The organism is Pleomorphochaeta naphthae (genome assembly GCF_055396005.1).
In genome coordinates, this window is the sequence record NZ_AP042457.1 from 2,565,952 (window position 1) to 2,586,433 (window position 20,482).

Genomic DNA, 20,482 nt, shown 5'->3' on the forward strand with positions numbered 1-20,482 from the left:
AAGACTAATGATTTATTACCATTAGTCTTTTTTTGCTATTATTTTATAATTTCTGACTATTATATAAATGAGCATACTTTCCGCCTTTAGCTATTAAAGACTTATGGTTCCCAGTTTCTATAATTCTGCCATCATCAATTACTATTATATTATCTGCATTTCTAACTGTAGATAATCTATGTGCTATTACTATGGAAGTTCTTCCTTGTGCTAACCTATTAAATGCATCTGTAATTAATTTTTCACTTTCACTATCTAGAGCACTTGTAGCTTCATCAAAAATTAAGATTGGTGGATTCTTTAAGAATACCCTTGCTATCGATAAACGTTGTTTTTGTCCACCTGAGAGCCTAGCGCCATGTTCGCCAACTTGAGTATCTAACCCATGCGGAAGAGATGCTACAAACTTATCTAAATTAGCAGCTTTTAGAGCATCCCATAATTCCTCATCAGTTGCACCAGCTTTACCATATTTTAAATTCTCTTTAATTGAAGCATCAAATAAGAAGATATTTTGTTGAACAAAGCCTATTTTTTTATGTAAAGATGACTGTGTAATATTTCTTATATCTTGATCATCAATATAGATTTTTCCAGAAGTAACTTCATAAAATCTTGGTATTAAATTAGCTAATGTACTTTTTCCAGCTCCGGATTCTCCAACTAAAGCTATTGTTGAACCACCTTCTATCTTTAAATTTACATCTTTTAATACTTGAGTGTCATCATCGTAAGAAAAGTTTACATTTTCATATCTAATTATTCCCTTTGTTACAACTAAATCTTTAGAATTTGGTAAATCTTTTATCTCTGGATGAATATCCATAACCTCTATAAATCTTTGGAAACAAACAATTCCTTGTTGAAGTTGCTCCATGAAGTTAATCAAACGATCTATTGGTGGTAGCATAACTGTTACAAATAATATAAAGGCAATTAGATCATAAGATTCTACTTGACCTATATATATTAATAATGCTCCACCTACAATTGGAAACAAATAACATAAATTTCTCAAAAAGTTCATTACTGAGTGGAATTTTGCCATTGCATCATATTGCTCTTTTTTTGCATCCATCAATATATCATTACTATTTTTAAATTGTTTTTCTTGATAATCTTCTTTATTAAAAGATTTAACTTCTCTAATTCCTTGTATAGAATTTTCAACATTACTATTTACATCAGCTAAAGTTTTTCTTACTTTAACAAATCTAGTTCTCAATTTAAGTCCAAAAATTAAGCCATATGAGGCTAGTAGTGGGAAAGGTATTAAAGTAATTAATGCTAACTTCCAATTGAAAATAAACATGGCTGTAAATGCACCAATTAATGTGATACTACTTATAATTATATCTTCAGGACAGTGATGAGCAGTTTCTGTTATCTGAAACAAATCATTTGTAATTCTACTCATTATATGACCTGTTTTTGTTTGGTCATAATAGCTAAAAGATAGTTTTTGCAAATGCGAAAAAAGATCGCTTCTCATATCTGTTTCTATATATACTCCAAGTATATGTCCCCATTTTAACCTAATATAATCACACAATAATTGTATCAGATATATAACTAATATCAAAACAAAGCTAATTATCATTGGGGTCCACATTGCATTAGGTAAATATGTTTTAATTAGATTTCTAGTTACTATTGGAAAGAATACAGATACTGTTGAGAAAACAATTGCTGCTACTATATCCAAAACAAATAAACCAATATATGGTTTATAATACGAAAAAAATCTTTTTAACATTCATTTCTCCAGTTTTTATTCTCGCTTCATTATAAAAAATATACTAACAAATAACAATAAACACCTAATAAGATTATAATTATTGATTGAGAAATAACAGACCTGAAAATACTAATAATCCTCCAATAATATTTGCAAGATCCAACGAACCGCTTAAAATCCAATCTAAAATTACAGCTGCACTTATTTGTCCAAAAAATAATAATATAGTCATAATTAAAGAAGGTATTCTTGTTGCTAAATAAAGAGAGCCACTAACTACTAAAATTCCTAATGGTCCTCCTAAATAAAAATAAAATGAGGGATATGAATCATGTGAAAAATATGGAATTTCAGCTTTCGCAAATAATATGAGAGCTATAAATGAAAAGAATAAACCTATAACATAATTATAAAATGTACTAACTAATGGATTACATTTTTGTGAAAGTAAAGCATTTGTTGTCCTAGATAATACTATTGTAACACCTGAGAGTATTGAAAAAATAATTGATAAAACCACAAAAACCTCCTAAAATAGTATCATTGTAATTATGCCACTTACTAATAAACCTAAACCTATATAAGTTTTATAGTTATTTGTTGCACAATGATTAAAAACATGAAAAGCATCTAGAATTAAAGAAGTTACACTTTGACCTAGTAAACAAAGAGATAACATAATTGAAACACCTAAAGCAGAAAAAGCAAAATTATTAAAAACTGTTGTAAGGACGCCTAATAATCCACCACTAAAATAATAAAGAGGAACCTTAGATCTTATTTTTATCTTTTGCTTTTTTATTATCATTATTACAACAATTATTGCTAATGCTGTAATATGGGCTATTAAAGTTGCATGATAAACGCCAACTGTTTCTGTTAATACTCCACTTAAAGCTACCATTATTGAAATTATAAAGCCAATAAAGATTGCCATCACATAATTCATATAATCACCTCAAATGTAGTCTATTACTATTTGTTTTACAAAAATATGACCTTTGTCATATTATTAAATTATCTTTATGGTTTTTACACTATTTTAATGATAAAATAGTTATATGACTAAATCATTTGAACAATATGGAAAAAAAACTACTATAGATGAGGGGATCTTTCTGTGTCGTGAAGGCTTTGAACTAAGTTACGTTACCATTATTCTATCTGGCGTTTGTAAAGTTACAACCCAAAAAGAAAATGGCAATATTATGAGTTTTGGTTTTTATAAAGGCTCAGGGGTTGTCGGAGATCTTGAGACTATGAGCGATTCAAATATTGCACTAACTAGTGTATTTTCTATTTCAAAAGTTGAATGTATAAGACTGTCTTTAAAAAAAAGCAAAGAATTAGTTAAAAGAGATATTAACTATTGTAATCTTATTGCATTAAACCTTGCTCATAAATTAGCTACTTCTTCTACTCAAACCACCCAAAATATACTACTACCACTAGAGGACAGACTTATTTCATATTTGCAAACGACATATCCTGATAAAGTTTTTGAAGCTAATCTAATTCAAATCTCTCAAGAGCTTGGTACAAGCTATAGACATTTGCTCAGAATTATTAAAAAACTTAAGGACAAGAAAATCTTAGTTCCAACGGATAAAAAAAAGCAATATATAATTAATTTATAAAAACAATGGCATAATGAGGTTAATAGCAAGACTTAACTATCTCTGCAACACAATCTACAGACCCCACTGTATAATAATGGATCCCAGGCACTCCTCTTGAAATTAACTCTTTAGTTTGTTTAATTCCCCACCAAACTCCAATTTCTTTTACTTCTTCTCTACTCTTTGCTTTATTAACCATTTCATAAAGTTCTGGCGGTATATCAATCGAAAAGGTTGTTGGAATTAAGGAAAGATGACCTTTTCTTGTTAAAGGTTTTATACCCGGAATTATTGGTATTGTTATCCCCATAGATCTACATTTATCAACAAAATTAAAATAAACATTATTATCATAAAATAATTGCGTTACTATATAAGAGGCTCCTGCATCTTGTTTTTTCTTTAAGTTCATTATATCCACTTCAAGATTTGGAGATTCAAAATGCTTCTCAGGATAAGCTGCAACGCCTATGCAAAAGTCTGTACTTATTGGATTCTTTAAAGCCCTATCTAAGTATATGCCCTTATTCATATTTGCTATTTGAGTTACCATTTCAGATGAATGTTCATACCCATCTTTACATGGAATAAATCTTCTTTCTCCTCTTGGTGGATCTCCTCTAAGAGCAAATACATTATCAATGCTTAAAAAATTTAATTCAATTAATGTGTTTTCAATTTCTAAATTACTCATTCCACCACAAATTAAATGAGGTATTGTAGGTATATTAAAACTGTATTGCAAGGCAGCGGCTAAGCCTATTGTTCCAGGTCTCTTTCTTACTACTTTTCTATGTATTACTTTATTTTCATCTTCTTCATAGATTATTTCATTTTGGTGGTTTGTAATATTTATATAAGAAGGGGAGTATTCCATTAATTTTTTTGTTGATTTAAAAATACTTTCTATAGTATGCCCTTTCAAAGGGGGAAGCAATTCAAATGTAAATAAAGGTTGTTTTGATTGCTCTAAGATTTCTGTAACTTTCATTTTTTTCCATCCTATTTAACTTTTAAGCCCAAAGATATTAATTTTTTTTCTTCTATATTTTGAGCTTTACTAATTATTTTAAGTTGTTCTCTACTAAGTTCTCCAACATTAAAATATTTTAAGCCTTCTCCTTGTAATACTAATGAAGTTATACTAGCTTCTGGATTCATCATGTAATTATCACTCAATCTAACAGATGTATTTTTCTCTCCATCTAAAAGACTAAATATAGTTTTATTATGATATAAATTAGGACAAGATGGATAGCCCGGTGCAACTTTTATAATTGGAGAACCCCACTCTTTTTCAAACAAATCTTCCATGCTTTGAGATAAAGCTTCTGCTAATCTTATTGCTATTAATCTTAATAATATCACATCTGCTTCTTCAAACATTTTAGAAAACTCTTCAATATAATGGCCTGCAGTCACAATATACATACCAATATAATCAGTTTCATTGACAAAATCAGCTATCGATAATGAAGTTTTTCCTACCTCTTGTCTTGCAAAAGTCAATTTTTCTCTTCCATCTACATTAATTGATAAGCCATCACTAGTACAAGGGAAAATCCCATATACTCCATGAATAGACTCAGTTAAAATTTCTCTAACTTTTTGCACATTCAATAAAGAGAGAGCATAATCTTTTAATTTATCACTCTCTTTTTTATTTGGCTTAATATTATAGCTAAATGCCAACATTTTCCAATTTATTAAAGAAATTAAATAATCTATATCAACATTCTCAATTTTCTTTATACCAATAATTTTTGGAATAATTGTCGAAGATTTCTTTCTAAATCTATTTTTAAACGCTTCTTTATATGTAACTGTTTTTTGAGGTGTTTTATTTTTAATTTTAGTTTTAACTTCCTCTTCTTTTATTTTATATTCTTGTGAAAGTTGAGAAATATAAGAATCACCCTTTTTAATTATATCAAGAGCTAATGAGGCTAACTTAGATGCATCTGATGTTTGAAAAACTCTATAGTCATATAAAGGAGATAATTTTATTGCTGTGTGTTCAAAACTAGTTGTAGCGCCTCCTACTATAATAGGAATCGTTAAGCCTTTTTCTTTTGCTAATCTACAAACATTTGCCATTTGATCTAGAGAGGGAGTTATCAAACCACTTAAACAAATTAAATCAGCTTTGTTTTCTATTGCACATTCTATTATTTTCTCAGTAGCAACCATAACCCCTAAATCTATTACTTCAAAATCATTGCATCTTAAAAGTAATATACAAATATTCTTTCCAATATCATGAACGTCTCCCTTAACTGTGGCAAATACAACAACTTTGGAAAGTTTTTCTTCTTTTTCTACATTCCCCTCTCTCCATTTTTCTATTTCAGGTTCAATATAGCTCACTAGACTTTTCATAACTCTTGCACTTTTTACTACTTGAGGAAGAAACATTTGTCCTTTAGAAAACTTATCACCAACTATAGACATAGCCTCCATTGCAAGACCTTCTATAATAGAAATTGGTGATTTATTTTCTTCTTTTATCTTTTCTAACAACAAATCAATATCTTTTTCAAAGCTTACACTTCCTCCATTACAAATGGCTAAAATAACTCTTTGCTCTGGTGTTTTTACTTCTTGAATATTTTGTTGAATTTTTCTTTTCTTATTACTATTTCCTAAAAGATTTGAAGACGCTAGTTCTATTAATTTTTCTCTATTTTCAACACATGGCTCAAATAATGCTTTTTCTAATATTCGTCTTGCTTCTTGATTAATTGATTCTATATCCAAATTTATTGAAGGAGTCACAATAGCAAAATCAAGGCCTGCTTTCTTAGCATAATGCAAAAAAACAGTGTGCATTGCCCTTCTTAGGGGATTATTTCCTCTAAAAGAAAAGGAAAGGTTACTAACTCCACCACAGACTTGAGCTTTATCTAGATTAGTTTTAATCCATTTTACTGCTTTAATAAAATCTAGAGCATAATAATCACTTTCATCTATACCTGTTGCAACTGTTAATATATTTGGATCAAAAATTATCAAGTCTTTTCTAATATCATTAGCTACTAATAAATTATAACTTCTCTTTGCAATTTCTATTTTTCTCTCATAAGTTGTTGCCTGACCTATTTCATCAAATAACATTACAACCATTTTATGTCCGAAATTACTAATAGTTTTTGCTTTAGCGATAAACTTCTCTTCACCTTCTTTAAGGCTAATTGAATTAATTATACATCTGCCTTGAAGCTCTCCTAAAGCTGTTTCTATTACTTCCCAATTTGAAGAATCAATCATATATGGTTTTTTTGAAATATATGGATCGCAGTTGATATATCTTAAAAAAGAAACCATTGCTTTTTTACCATCTATCATAGATGAATCCATGCAAATATCTAAAACATCAGCATTTTTCTCAACTTGTTCATGGGCTATTGAGGTTGCCATCTCCCAATTCTCTTCTTGAATAAGATTTAAAAACTTTCTAGACCCCGCAACATTACACCTCTCTCCGACAATCATTAATCTGTCTTCTTCTTTATCAAGATCTAAGCCACATAATCGTAAATCTGATTTTGTAGGGATTTGTCTTGCTCTACATATTAAATTTCCTTTTTCATCTTTTTTATTTATTTCATTATATAAGGCTTTTATATGTTCTTGCGTTGTACCACAACAGCCACCGATAATATTTAAACAACCTTTTTTAAGTAAAGGTAAAAGAGTTTTTACCATATCAGTAGCACTTTCACCATAACTGCCATCTGCTAATGGTAAACCTGCATTTGGATGTGCAGATACCATAAAAGGGGATATTGAAGATAATTTTTCAATTAAACTTAACATCTCTGTTGCACCCATTGAACAATTCATCCCTAAAGAAAATAAAGGATAGGAAGCTAAAGTATTACAAAATGCCTCAAGAGTCTGGCCTGAAAGGGTGTGTCCGCTAATATCACTAAAAGTTACACTAACCATAATTGGTTTTATTATTCCTGATTGAACTTGAGCCTCTCTAATTCCTTCTAATGCTGCCTTACATACTAAAGTATCAAAAACAGTCTCGATTAAAAGGATATCGCATTGAGTTTCTAAAAGCACAAGTGCTTGCTCTCTATAAGCTTCTTTAAAATCATTAAAATTATAATCTCTTTTTAATATATCTTCACTATCTGTTGAAAAAGATAGCATTTTACCAGTTGGGCCTAGACTTCCTGCAACAAAAACAAACCTAGAAGCATCTTCTGCTTCTGCATTCTCTGCTGCAGCTCTTGCTATCTCTACTGCACTTTGATTTAACTCATTTACATAAGAGTCTAAATCATATTCTTTTAATGTTATTCTATTCGCACAAAAGGTATTTGTTGTAATTATATCAGCACCAGATGCTAAAAATTCATTGTGAATATCAAAAACTACATCAGGGCGTGAAATATTTAATAATTCACCTAGACCAGGGTATTCTTTATCCTTTCCATTTAACAAAGAGGTTGAGTAATCTTCTATAGAAAGATTTTTTTGTTGAATTGATGTTCCAATAGCACCGTCAAGTAATAATATTCTTTGATTTGCCAATTTTATTAAATATTCACTTCTTGTCATACTGTCCCCAATTTATTGATATTTATAATTTACTAATTTTATCATATAAAAATATAATTTCACAATTATTTACTAGTTATATATTTGCTAAAGGTCTTTTTGAAATGTTAATTCACTTTTACTCTCAGAAATTAGATAATATCCATCTTCTTTAAATTTTTTAATCACATCAAATGAAGTTGATTTATTCTTAGCAAGATATCTTAAAAACTTTCCTCTAGCAATTTTAGTATGAGTACTATAACTTTTAATTTTTCCATTTAAATTTTGAACAAAATTAATTGTAAAAAGCTTATCTTGATTTAAATTTCTGCTAAACTCTTTAGAACATAAATTAATCACAGGTTGATCAATTATTTCATCTAAATCATTTTTATAATAATCGTAATTAAAAAAAGGAAGTTTTGTTTTATAATCAAGTCGATAATTACTAATTTCATCAGTAGCTCTAAGCAATCCATATAAAGCATCTGCTATTAGTACTTTATCTAATAAAAAACTTATTTCATCTTTTTCTAGGCTTAAAACATCTAAATACTTGTATTGTAGACCATTAAAATAAAAAAGAGCTGGATGCACTATCTCATTAAAATTTTGATAAGAAATATAGACATCTTTTGCTATACTTTTACTACATTTAAAAGCTAATTGTATTTGGTTAACATCTAATTTTTTTAATTTTTTAACTAAGAACTCAGCTTTGTTAAAAAAGTATGGCTTTGTTGTCTCAAATTCAAAAGGTAAGGTTTTTTTCTCTTTTGATGGACTAATTATTATTTTCATACATCTAATATTACCCTTTATATTTAATTTTATCTATATATAAAAATCTACCTCCCTAAATGAAAAAAGGAGGTAGTTAAATAAAATTTTAATGATTTTATAAATAGTTTATTAAATTTAGTTGATCAACATATAAATCAACATAAGCTTCAATTAGATTGAAATTCAACTTCTTTTCATTAAGTTGTAAACTTTCATAATCTAATTCTTCATATTCATCTAAGGCAAGTAAAGCAGAAGCTTCATTCATTACTAAAGAGTTTTGTTCAATCTGAAGTTTTAAATCTTCAATGTTCTTTTTATCACTTTCTATAGTGTTCTTTAATAGCTCGATATCATTTTTAACTTGAGCTATAGTTGAAGATGCTGTAAGTTTAGCTAATTCAATCTCTTCTTGTAAATCATATTTCTCATCACCATTGTAATCATTATAGCCTGTTTTAAATAATACTGAGGCTGTTAATGTGCCATCTATCGAAACAGAAGTATTTATATCTAATGTTGGCTCATACCAATCTAAATTATTATATGAATCTTCTAAGGTAATAGTAGTGTTCAATGCTTTAACAACAGAATAATCACTTAGTGGAGAAAAATCTTTTCCCTCTAAAATACTATCAGCTTTTTGGGATAATTCAACAATCTCATCTAAATCTGTAATTGGAATTTCTATTTCTGAATCACTCTCTACATTTAACAATTCATATAGAGCTACTTTAGTTTCATAGACGTCAATTTCTAATGTCCTAATATCATTATTTGATTCAGTATATGTTACAAGAGCATCTTGAACATCTACCAAAGAGACTTCATCATATTGGTATAATATTTTTTGCTCTTCATACAACTTTTTATCTAAAGCAACTTCATCTTTTTGTAGTTCAAGACTTTCTACTGCTAATAAATAGTCTAGATATGCTTCACTTATACTAACAAACAAGTCATCTTTATATTCACTTAAATACACAATATTATTTTCATATTCTTTTTCATTAGCTACATTAGATGTTGAATTTACTAAAGGGGTAAAAGTAAAGCCAAAGCTTCCGTCTAAGTCTGTATCAACCTCTGCATTTAATGATAATTGTTCAATAAGAGGGATATCAACAGATAGCGTGGATGTAGGATCTATTGAGGAGAAATCTGTTTCTATTTCATTTTCAATACTTATAGTTGAATCATAGTAGACTGGGTCAAGTGTTGCATCATCCTCTGATTGTTCTAAGTCAAGTTTTGCCTCTAAATAATCAACATTATTATTAATAGCATATGAAACCATATTTTCAATATTCTCACTAACTCCAGCAAATGCTGAAGATAGTGAAAATATAACTATTAAACCTATACTTATATTTTTTTTATTCATAATTTAAACTTCCTTTAAGCCTTCTGCTATGTTTTCTTTAACAACTGGGAAAACTGGGATTACTCCGAACATTCCACCAAATATTAAAATTAATAAGGAACTCTTAGCAAAAGCCATAAAGCTAAAACTAACACCTAAATCTAATTCATTTGATAACTCTCCAAATAATGGGGTAATTGTTTGTAGGATAGAAGGGAAAGCAAAGTAAGCAATAATTGCTCCTATAATTACTCCAAGAAAACACATAGCCATTGACCAACTCCAGAATTCCTTAATAATTCTATTTTTTGAAGCACCAAGGGCTCTCTCTAAACTTATTTGTCTTTTTCTACTTAAAGCTTCTACTAGCATTATACTAAATACTCCAAGAGTACTTACAAGCATTAAGACTAATCCTAAAATATTAACTGAAACTGTAAATACTTGAACGGTCTTTCTAAGATCAGTCATGTAGCTAGTTTCACCTTGCATTGAACCTTCCCAAACTTCAACATCTATATCTTCACCAAAATCTTGATAAATTACTTGTTTAATAGTCTGTTCTACTTCATCAATGGATGTCTCTGTGCTCTTTACAACTAACATTCCAGATAATAAATCTTTTGCCATACTAGCACTCATTTCACTAGGTAATATTGCAGTATAAGGAACTAGTAGATCTCCTATCCCATAAACTTTTCTAGAAATTTCGGAAGGTATTTTATAAACACCTGCTACTAAATATTGCGTTACTACATTTTGAGTTCTATTTCCTAAACCTCTTCCAAAAGCCTGTCCTGGTGGTTGAACCCACTGTCCAATCGCACTTTCAGCTGAGCCAAATATAATACTTGCGGTCTCTTCACTTAGCCAAACTTTTTTAGATCCTAAATTGAGATCCTCATCAGTCATTTCAACACCGGCTACAATTTCTAAACCGTAAATATCAAAATATGAACCTTCTGTAGCAATAGAAGTTCTCAAATCATAAGAAACTCCTGCAACTGTAACTTCATTAAAAATTGATCTACTTACAATAGCTGTATCTTCAATGGTATCTGTATCACTAATCAAGAAATCTTGAATTGTAGAATCCCATTCTGAAGGTCTAGTTTGATCAATTGTTCCATCTGAATCCCAAGTACCATTGGCTACTTGTACTACAATTCCATTATTATTTAATTGAGTTTCAACTTGTTCATCTATAATTTCTGTAACATTGAAAGAAAGTATTAAGATAAAAGAACCTAAAGAAACTGCAACTAATGTTAATATCATTTTTATAGGAGAGTGTGACCACTGCCTTAACATCATAACTAAAAATTTTTTCATATCTATCTCCTATTGTGTCCTCATAGCATCAGCAGGTTTTATTTTATCAAACCTTCTAATAGGTATAATCGTAAAAGCAAAAATCAATACAGCAGAAACTACAGCGCTAATTAATATCATGTAGTTTGATGATACTGTAAGTTCAAGAGCACTTTGCATCTGACTGTTGATTGGTAAAGCTATCAAGACACCTAAAACTGTACCAACTACTATTATTAAAAGGGCTTCCACTGAGAATAGAAGATTAATTTTTTTCTTCGTTGCTCCAAGAGCCATTAAAATACCAACATGTTTTTTCATTCTGAGTGTTCTACTTAACAAAATATGAGAAATATTTACTGATGATATGAACAAGCCAGAAATAGCTAAGATTAATAATAATAAACTAATTCCTGAATTTCTCTCTACAGTTTGTTCAGCTTCAAGTCTAGGGTTTGTAACAATTATTTGGCCTTCACCAAATTCATTAGTAAACCACTGGTCCAACATTTGAGAAACTGTATCTAAATCTGAAGGATCAGATACGGCAAACCTTAGTTGGGTATTTTGTGCTAATCTTCTAATTTGTGAAAAGTCACCACTAGAAGTTGCATCAGAGTAAGGACTAAAGAATTGATAGTCATAAGAAGAATCTGTTTCTTCAAGAATCCCAACAATTGTTTGATATCCTTGCAATGCTAACATCCTTTTACCAATTAGCATACTAAGATCTTCTTCATCATCTACAAGAGTTCTAGCAAACTCACTTCCAAGTACAACAAGAGAATTAGTTTGATTATAATCAACAGTAGAGAATAAAGAGCCATATTCAGCTTTTATATCCCATGCATCAAAAAATTGAGATGTTACTTCATAACCACTTATCTCATCTTCATCACTTAAGACTATACTACTATCTGCTAAAATTGCATCAAAACCACCATCTTCTAGTAAATCTTCCATAACATTAGAAGGATTGTCATTTCTAACTTCTCCTTCTTCATTTTCGCCATTATCACCAGCTGGAGGAGCAAAATTATTTGCTCTCTCTTCGAACTCCTCATTAATCATTCTAAGTCTAGTATCGTTCATAATATATGAATAACTAATGGATGGAATTAGCTGAGCAGCTTCTAAATCAGATTGTGCTAAAATTGCATCTTGATTGAGCAATTTTTCTTTAGCTGGAACTTCCATAGACTCAGTTTCTTCTCTAGTGGAAACTACAATCTCTTTATATGCAGGAGAATTTAATACTTCATTGTTTTCGTTTAATACATTAACAAATAATGTACCTCCTGCAGCAAAAGCTCCTACACCAAGGGCTACACTAATAATTAGCAATCCAGATTCAGTTAGACGATTTACAAATCTTCTAAATATAATTTTGAAAGGCTCACTTAGCATAATTAGCTCCTACATCTTTTATATTTTCTACTATTCTTCCATCTCTAACATTGATAATTCTGTTAGCTCTCTTTCCTTGATTAGGATTGTGAGTAACCATAACAATTGTTACACCTGTTTTATTAACTTTCTCCAAAATTTGCATAACTTCATCCCCCTTATCGGTTGGTAAGTTACCTGTTGGTTCATCGGCTAATATCAAATCTGGTTCATTTGATAGAGCTCTTGCAATAGCTACACGTTGTTGTTCACCACCACTCATCATAGTTGGCAGGTGATTCATCCTGTGAGCTAAGCCAACTTCATCTAATAAATAAGCTGCTCTATCTTTTCTCTCTTTTAATGGAACTGCTGCATATTGCATTGGGAGCATTACATTTTCTAAAGCACTTAATTCTGGAAATAGATTGAAACTTTGGAATATAAATCCAAAATGCTTATTTCTAATCCTAGCTTGCTCTTTATCTTCTAAAGTTGTTATATCGTATCCTTCAAGCTTATATACACCTGAGGAGGCTGTATCTAAAATTCCAAGAATATGCATTAAGGTAGATTTACCTGAACCAGAAGGGCCCATTATTGCTATGTACTCGCCTCTATCTATATGGATTGATACATTATCTAAAGCCTTAACTTTTGTTTCATCGAGATCATATACTTTTGAAATATTTTCTAAATTAATCATAATTTTCTTCCTTTACTTTTTTAATAAAATAACATCTTCTGAGATGAATCCTTGATAAGATGATGTTATAATCTCATCTCCAGCTTCTAAGCCGCTGATAACTTCAACAGTATTTGATTGGATATCTCCAAATACAACTTCAGTTTTATAAGCTTTATCACCATCAACTACATAAACATATTTTTGATTTCCAGTTGTTAAATATGAACCTCTAGGTAATAGTAAGACATTCTCTTCTACACCTAAAACAATGCTTGCTACAGCAGAAGCACCAGGATTTAAAGTAGTCTCTGTCTCAGGCTTTACCCTAATTGTTATAGGTGCTGTAAGTCCATCTGAATCCATAGAAGCTACTTTACCAATACTTACAATAGTTGCATTCATAGTTTCTGTTCCTATTGTCAATTCGAGAGGATCTCCAACATCCAAGAGAGATGCATATTGTTCATATATATCAAGATCTACATAGACTAAAGATCTATCTGCTACAATAAATAATTGATCAGAGGATTCAATGTAGTTTCCTGTAATATATAAATCCTCATTTATAGATAGGACTTCACCAGCCATTGGACTTTTTATATTTAACTCTTCTATATCTTCTTCTAGTTGAGATATATTTAATTCAATTAATTTAATATTAGCTTTTTGCTTATTAATATCTATCGCTTGAATTGTTTTTTCATATTCTAATTCATTTTGAGCGTCTTCTAGACTTTCATATAAGGACTCTAAAGTATCTTCAATGTCATCTAACGTATCTTTATATGTGTTTTTTACAGAAGCTAATGCTTCATATTTTTCTTTTTCTTCTAGAGTATCTTCAATTTCACTTTCTAATCTTTCAATTGTTAATTCTAAATTCTGTAAAACATATTCATTTTCTTTTAATTGAGACTCTAATTCTATATTTGCTTGCTCTAATTCTAGATTATAAGTTTCCATATCATCTTCATAATCTGGAATACTAAATTTAATTAATACATCATCAGTTGTAATTGTATCACCTTCACTTACATAAAGAGTATCAACATAAGCATCTTCTGTACTAATAATTGTAACTTGATTAGGAAGAACAACTGTACCACTAGCCTCAGTTGTTGAAGTTAGATTACCTTCTGTTACATAAACAGTGCTATATGAAGAGACAGAAACAATATCGCTTGTTACTGATTGGTTTAAATACCAATATATTCCTCCACCTAGGGCAATTAATAATAATAATACAATTATTACTCTTCTTTTTTTCTTCTTTGATGTATGTGGTTTAACCTTATCAACATTTATAATTTTATCTTCTGAACTCATTAGGGTTCCTCCTATATATTCCATACATTAAAGAAAAAAATAAAATTAATGGTTAAATGAGTGTAAATAGTTTGTAAACTATGTAAAACAAATATATTAAAATAAAATAAAATCTATGATATTTTTACTTTCTAAGTTATTATTAAGATATGAAATTAGGAAAAAAAAACATTAAATTAGTAATTTCAATATTTTCAATTATTCTAATAATATTTTTATTTATTTTTGGAATAATTGAATATAAATGGTTTAGCAAAATTGCTGAAAATGAATACTACAAAACTTACAACTCTTTCATTTTACATTTTAATAAAGTCTCAAATAGAGAATTTGATAGCTTCAATCTGTTGACAAATTGGTTAGAAAATTACAAAGGAGATGAAGATAGTCAAAACCTTACAAATTTTATATCTGATACTTATGAAGAATTTTATAGTGAGTATGATCAATCAATTATTTCATCAATAGGATATTTAAGCCTTAATAAAGATTTAGGTGTTGAAACTATGTACGATGGTGAACAGTGGTCTACTAATCGTATTAGAAAAGATGTTTTAGAGATAATAAATAATGGTAATGAAAAACAAGATTACTTTTTTGATAATGAAAGATTAACTATTACTATTTCTGTTAGTGAAAATATTTATTTCATTGTTAATTTCAATTTAATAGAATTTACTAATGATATTATAATTCCTGCTATTCTAGAAGGAAATGATGAAATAGATCTTCAATGGATCAGCCAATCTAACAAAACATATATTAATCAAAATTATAACAATTTATTAAAAAAAAGTTATTCATATCAATTTAAACCTATTCTATCAATCCTTAATGGACCTTATATATCAAAACAAGTATTAGTAATTCCTATAGTTTCTCAAGATTTATATAACTCAAATACTAATGAAGTAGAAAATAATGCTTTAAATAAAATGATAAGGCCCAATAATAATAATATACCTAATTCTATATTAGAAGCAGATGAGGTATATGCATATGTTGGTATAAAAATAAATGGAGAAAATTTCTATGGCTCTTATATCGAAAAAACTTTAAGTTTAATCTTTATAGGTGGTATAATTTTAATTAGCTTAATTGGTCTTATCTGTATTCTATTACTATATCAATTAGTGAGAATACAAAGACAAAGAAATAAAGAGAGAGAATTTACTTCTTCAATTACCCATGAACTTAGAACTCCTTTAACCGTTATACAATCTGCTTCAGATAATCTTTGTGAAAATCTTGTTAAACCACAAAAAATTCCTTCTTACGGAAAGTTAATAAAACAACAGTCTACTAGATTAAATTCTATGATAGAAAATATGTTAGTTTATTCAAAAATTGAAGGCAATAAATTTTATAATAAAATAGAGAATAAAGTTAATTTGAAACAATTTTTTGAATTATTAAAGATCCAAAGCGCTGATCTAGCTAAAGAAAAAGGAATTAAAATTCAATGGGTTTTAAAAAATGTAGACGATAAGGTTGTATTAATTGATAGAAGGTTATTAGAATTAGTTTTCTCTAATTTAATTAGTAATAGTTTATTCCATGCTTATAATAAATATAGTGGAGAAATTAGAGTAGAAGTTAAATTTAATCAACCTCACAATTCAATCTTTGCTATAATTGAAGATGATGGAATTGGAATTCCTATCAAAGAACAAAAATATATTTGGGACTCTTATTATAGAGGTGAAAATTCCATTAATTCTCAAGAGAGAGGAAGTGGTTTAGGATTATTTATCGTAAAGAAAAATATCACTATTCTTGGTGGTAAGATTTCTCTCACTTCTCCATATAAAAGACTTAATGGTACTATTAAAAATGGATGTCATTTTGAATTTAAAATTCCTTGTAAGGTGGTTAAAAATGAATAAAATATTATGAGGCTTCATCAGTAAGTGTGGGTAAATTTTATAATTGAGAATTGAAAAAGAAAGGAAAAAAGAAAGAAATAAAGAATACAGATATTAGTTTTTTTAAGGAATTTATTGAAAAAGTCACCAGTTATCGTCTATTGTAGTTTTACTACAAACCAACAAAAGAGGTATAACCAGTGACTAGAACGAGCTTATTAAAAGAATTAATCGGTGTCAATAATGTAAAAGTTAAAAGTTGGGAATTAATTACAAATTCCAGTAATATTAAAGAACTTTTTATTCATGTAGAACCATATAAAAAAGAGCAGAATAAATGCCCAATCTGTGGTAGAAGATTACCAGGATATGACAAAAAGAGAACTCCTCGAAAATGGAGATCACTTAATGTTGGAAATATTCCTGTATATGTCCTAGCTAATACTAATAGAGTAACTTGTTCAGAACATGGTGTTATAACTGCAGCAGTTCCTTGGGCTAGGCATAACTCTAGATTTACTAAAGATTTTGAAAATCAAGTAGCCTGGTTAGCTTTTAATTTAAGCAAGAAAACATTATCAGAGTTTATGGGTGTTTCTTGGAATACTGTTGGTGATATTATTAATAGAGTATTATGGGATATTGCTCCTAATTATGAAGATAGGTTTAACAATTTAGTTAATATTGGAATTGATGAGACTAGCTATAAAAAAGGACATAATTATATTACAACAGTTGTAAATAACGATGATAGTACAGTTATATGGGCAGAGGAAGGACATAATCAAAATACTTTATCTAAATTCTTTGAATATTTAAGTCCAGAACAGAGAGCATCTATTAAGACTGTCAGTGGTGATGGAGCTAGATGGATAAAGGCTTGTCTTGATAAATATATCCCTAATGCAGAGCGTTGTATTGATCCTTTTCATACTATCTCTTGGGCACAAGTTGCACTTGATGATGTAAGAAAAGCTGCTTCTCAAAGAGCAAGAGCAATACTTGAACAGAAGGAAGGAAAACCAAAGAAGCGAGGTAGAGGACAACCTAAGAAAGGAGATGAGAAACCAATAGATGAATCAAAGATTATAAAAAATTCTAAATTTGCCTTACGCAAGAACCCTGAAAACTTAACAAAAAATCAGAGAGAAAAATTGGAAATGATAAAGCTTAATGATAATCAATTATATAGAGCATATAGGCTAAAAGAAGAGCTTAGATTTATATTCAAGCTTGATGATATAGATGAAGTTAAAGAGCATTTAGATTCATGGTTATCTTGGGCTAGAAGATGCAGAATACCAAGTTTTATAGATCTTGGAAGAAAAATAAAACGACACTATGATGCTATTATGGCAACTAGAACATACAATATTAGCAATGCAAAAACTGAGGCTTTAAATAACAAAATAAAACTCTGTATTAGAAGAGCTTACGGGTTTAGAAACATAAATAATTTACTCAATTATGTACTTTTGGTTTGTAGCAACATAAAAATCCCTTTAGCTAACAGATAAAATCAGTTAACAAAGGGACTTAACAAGAAAATTAATAGGATCTAACCCACATATAGGTTAGAAGACCCAATATTATTAATAGAAGATGAAATAGGTGTCCAAATTACTCTTGAAGATAGACTCGAAGCTGAAGGCTACCAAGTTGTTGTAAAAGGAGATGGTATTAGTGGAGAAGAAGAAGCTATAAATAATGTGTATAATTTAATTATCCTAGATGTAATGCTCCCAGGTAGAGATGGGTTTACGGTTTGTAAACACCTAAGAAACAAAAATATTACAACTCCAATTATAATGCTTACTGCTAGAAATACTAATATAGATGTAATTATGGGACTCCAACAAGGGGCTGACGACTATGTTATGAAACCTTTTGATATGGGTGTCCTAATTGCAAGAATAGAATCCTGCTTGAGAAGAAATAATCAAATTATAAGCGATAGTGAAAAGTCGAAAGATGTTTATACTTTTGGAAATTTTACCCTAGATACTAAAAAAGGAACTTTAACAAAAATTGGAAATGATCCAATATTACTAAATGCCCAAGAATTTCGTCTACTTGAATATTTTGTAACTCACCCAAATCAAATTTTAGATCGTAATAAAATTCTAGATGATGTTTGGGGATATGAGTCAAATATTTTCACTAGAACAATAGATGTTCATATTGCTAAACTTCGATTCCATCTAGAAGAGTCACAAAAACCTAAACATATTAGAACAATAAGAGGCTTAGGTTATAAATTTATACCTTAAAAATGTATAATAATTGTATAATAGTTGCATAAATATACAACTTTATGTATTATGGCAATAATAGGAGAGTTTATGGCAACTTTAGCAACAATTATTACATTTATTATTTATCTTATTTTTCTTCTAGCAATTGGATTTTTCTTTTACAAGAAAACAAACAATCTTGAAGATTATTTGCTAGGTGGAAGATCTATGGGAGTTTGGGTAACTGCTCTTTCAGCTCAAGCTAGTGATATGTCTGGTTGGTTACTGATGGGACTACCTGGAGCCATTTTTTTATATGGTTTAGGTCAAAGTTGGATAGCAATAGGTTTACTAATAGGAACAGTTTTAAACTGGATTTTAGTTGCACCAAGACTTAGAATTTATACAGAAAAAACTTCATCTTTAACACTATCAAGTTTTTTTGAAAATAGGTTCAAAGATCCAACTGGATTGCTTAGAATAATTTCAGCAATTATCACATTAATATTTTTCACAATCTACGCTTCCTCAGGAATGGCAGGGGCTGGAAAACTTTTTGAAGCAATGTTTAATATTCCTTATACTGCTGCAGTTGTTGGAGGTTGTATTGTCATTGTTTTATACACTTTCTTAGGTGGTTTTTTAGCTGTTTGTTGGACAGACCTTTTCCAAGGTGCTCTAATGTTCTTCTCAATTTTAATAGTCCCTATTTTTGCTCTTGTTACAAACGGAGGATTTAATGCTATTCATGCAGCAGCTCAAGCTAAAAATATTTCAATGTCATTATTTGAATCAAATAGTGGGATTGCAGGTGTAGTCGCTATTATTTCTACAATGGCTTGGGGTCTCGGATATTTTGGACAACCACATATTTTAGCAAGATTTATGAGTATTAAAGATGTTAAAGAAATGTCACGTTCAACGACTATTGCAACAATTTGGGTTATAATCTCTTTATTTGGTGCTATTTTAGTTGGACTAATTGGTCTTGCAATGTATCAAGAAGCTCCTGGTGGCGATGCAGAAAAAGTCTTTATTTACATGATAAGTGATTTATTTAATCCCTGGATTGGGGGTATATTATTAGCTGCAATTTTATCAGCTATTATGTCAACAATTGATTCACAACTACTTGTATCTTCTTCTGCGCTAACTGAGGATTTCTATCAAAAAATTATCAAACATGATGCTAGTGAAAAAGAATTAATTTGGGTTGGTAGACTTTGTGTTATTTTAATCTCAATTATTGCTATGTTACTTGCTTTAAATCCCAAAAGTAGTATTTTATCATTAGTATCATATGCTTGGGGTGGATTTGGTGCTGCATTTGGACCTATTGTTCTAATGGCACTATTCTCAAAGAAAACTACTTGGAAATCTGCACTAGCAGGTATGGTAGTGGGAGCTATAGTTTGTGTACTTTGGAAAGAAATTGGACTAGGTAGTCTAATGTATGAAATAGTTCCAGGTTTTATTGCAAACTTCATTGTTATTTTAATTATCAATAAATTGAATCCACAAGAAGATGCTATAATCTTAAATGAATTTAATGATGTTAAAACCATTTTAAAAAACTAAGCAAAAAAAAACTTTATGAGCCATTAATTAATGCTAT

General features: G+C 29.4%; 16 protein-coding genes. 5 read left to right on the forward strand and 11 right to left on the reverse strand.

Annotated elements, in window-relative coordinates:
• Positions 1–43: 43 nt before the first annotated feature.
• From ACZ5SO_RS11695 to ACZ5SO_RS11705, 3 genes are all read right to left on the reverse strand, one after another.
• Positions 44–1,756 carry an ABC transporter ATP-binding protein gene (locus ACZ5SO_RS11695; RefSeq protein ID WP_464624827.1) on the reverse strand — a complete coding sequence of 571 codons (1,713 nt, stop codon included), beginning with the start codon at positions 1,754–1,756 and terminating at the stop codon, positions 44–46.
• Positions 1,757–1,835: 79 nt separating this feature from the next.
• A complete protein-coding gene (locus ACZ5SO_RS11700; protein WP_464624828.1) occupies positions 1,836–2,258 on the reverse strand; it encodes a DMT family transporter in 423 nt (140 codons plus the stop codon).
• A gap of 9 nt (positions 2,259–2,267) precedes the next feature.
• Positions 2,268–2,687: a DMT family transporter gene (locus ACZ5SO_RS11705; RefSeq protein WP_464624829.1), complete on the reverse strand. Its 420-nt coding sequence runs from the start codon at positions 2,685–2,687 to the stop codon at positions 2,268–2,270.
• A 112-nt stretch (positions 2,688–2,799) separates the two neighbouring features.
• On the opposite strand from ACZ5SO_RS11705, the gene ACZ5SO_RS11710 reads away from it, so the two are divergent.
• Positions 2,800–3,375, forward strand: coding sequence for a cyclic nucleotide-binding domain-containing protein (locus ACZ5SO_RS11710; RefSeq protein ID WP_464624830.1), 576 nt, complete (start codon positions 2,800–2,802; stop codon positions 3,373–3,375).
• Positions 3,376–3,394: 19 nt separating this feature from the next.
• Here the strand turns inward: ACZ5SO_RS11710 and ACZ5SO_RS11715 are convergent, their stop codons facing one another.
• The 8 genes from ACZ5SO_RS11715 to ACZ5SO_RS11750 all read right to left on the reverse strand — a co-directional run bounded on the left by ACZ5SO_RS11715 (position 3,395) and on the right by ACZ5SO_RS11750 (position 14,768).
• Positions 3,395–4,348, reverse strand: a complete 954-nt coding sequence (locus tag ACZ5SO_RS11715; protein WP_464624832.1) for a methylenetetrahydrofolate reductase — start codon at positions 4,346–4,348, stop codon at positions 3,395–3,397.
• Positions 4,349–4,359: 11 nt separating this feature from the next.
• Positions 4,360–7,929 carry a methionine synthase gene (metH, locus tag ACZ5SO_RS11720; RefSeq protein WP_464624833.1) on the reverse strand — a complete coding sequence of 1,190 codons (3,570 nt, stop codon included), beginning with the start codon at positions 7,927–7,929 and terminating at the stop codon, positions 4,360–4,362.
• Between the two features lie 87 nt (positions 7,930–8,016).
• The gene (locus tag ACZ5SO_RS11725; RefSeq protein WP_464624834.1) at positions 8,017–8,712 is read right to left on the reverse strand and encodes a YaaA family protein; all 696 of its coding nucleotides are present in this window, start codon (positions 8,710–8,712) and stop codon (positions 8,017–8,019) included.
• 97 nt (positions 8,713–8,809) lie between these two features.
• Entirely contained in the window at positions 8,810–10,078 is a 1,269-nt protein-coding gene (locus tag ACZ5SO_RS11730; protein ID WP_464624835.1) for a TolC family protein, read from the reverse strand.
• A gap of 3 nt (positions 10,079–10,081) precedes the next feature.
• Positions 10,082–11,389: an ABC transporter permease gene (locus ACZ5SO_RS11735; RefSeq protein ID WP_464624836.1), complete on the reverse strand. Its 1,308-nt coding sequence runs from the start codon at positions 11,387–11,389 to the stop codon at positions 10,082–10,084.
• 9 nt (positions 11,390–11,398) lie between these two features.
• Positions 11,399–12,775 (reverse strand): ABC transporter permease, encoded by a 1,377-nt coding sequence (locus ACZ5SO_RS11740; RefSeq protein WP_464624837.1) that lies wholly within the window; start codon positions 12,773–12,775, stop codon positions 11,399–11,401.
• Positions 12,765–13,460 (reverse strand): ABC transporter ATP-binding protein, encoded by a 696-nt coding sequence (locus tag ACZ5SO_RS11745; RefSeq protein ID WP_464624838.1) that lies wholly within the window; start codon positions 13,458–13,460, stop codon positions 12,765–12,767. Before ACZ5SO_RS11745 ends, ACZ5SO_RS11740 begins: the two co-directional genes overlap by 11 nt.
• A 12-nt stretch (positions 13,461–13,472) precedes the next feature.
• Positions 13,473–14,768, reverse strand: coding sequence for an efflux RND transporter periplasmic adaptor subunit (locus ACZ5SO_RS11750; protein ID WP_464624839.1), 1,296 nt, complete (start codon positions 14,766–14,768; stop codon positions 13,473–13,475).
• Positions 14,769–14,917: 149 nt separating this feature from the next.
• Here ACZ5SO_RS11750 and ACZ5SO_RS11755 point away from each other — a divergent pair, with 149 nt between their 5' ends.
• The 4 genes from ACZ5SO_RS11755 to putP all read left to right on the forward strand — a co-directional run bounded on the left by ACZ5SO_RS11755 (position 14,918) and on the right by putP (position 20,445).
• A complete protein-coding gene (locus tag ACZ5SO_RS11755; RefSeq protein WP_464624840.1) occupies positions 14,918–16,654 on the forward strand; it encodes a sensor histidine kinase in 1,737 nt (578 codons plus the stop codon).
• 179 nt (positions 16,655–16,833) lie between these two features.
• Complete coding sequence (locus ACZ5SO_RS11760; RefSeq protein WP_464624749.1) at positions 16,834–18,150, forward strand: ISL3 family transposase; 1,317 nt, start codon at positions 16,834–16,836, stop codon at positions 18,148–18,150.
• A gap of 78 nt (positions 18,151–18,228) precedes the next feature.
• Positions 18,229–18,903, forward strand: coding sequence for a response regulator transcription factor (locus tag ACZ5SO_RS11765; protein ID WP_464627848.1), 675 nt, complete (start codon positions 18,229–18,231; stop codon positions 18,901–18,903).
• 72 nt (positions 18,904–18,975) lie between these two features.
• On the forward strand, positions 18,976–20,445 hold the full coding sequence (gene putP, locus ACZ5SO_RS11770; RefSeq protein ID WP_464624841.1) for a sodium/proline symporter PutP: 1,470 nt from the start codon (positions 18,976–18,978) through the stop codon (positions 20,443–20,445).
• The last annotated feature ends 37 nt before the right edge of the window (positions 20,446–20,482 follow it).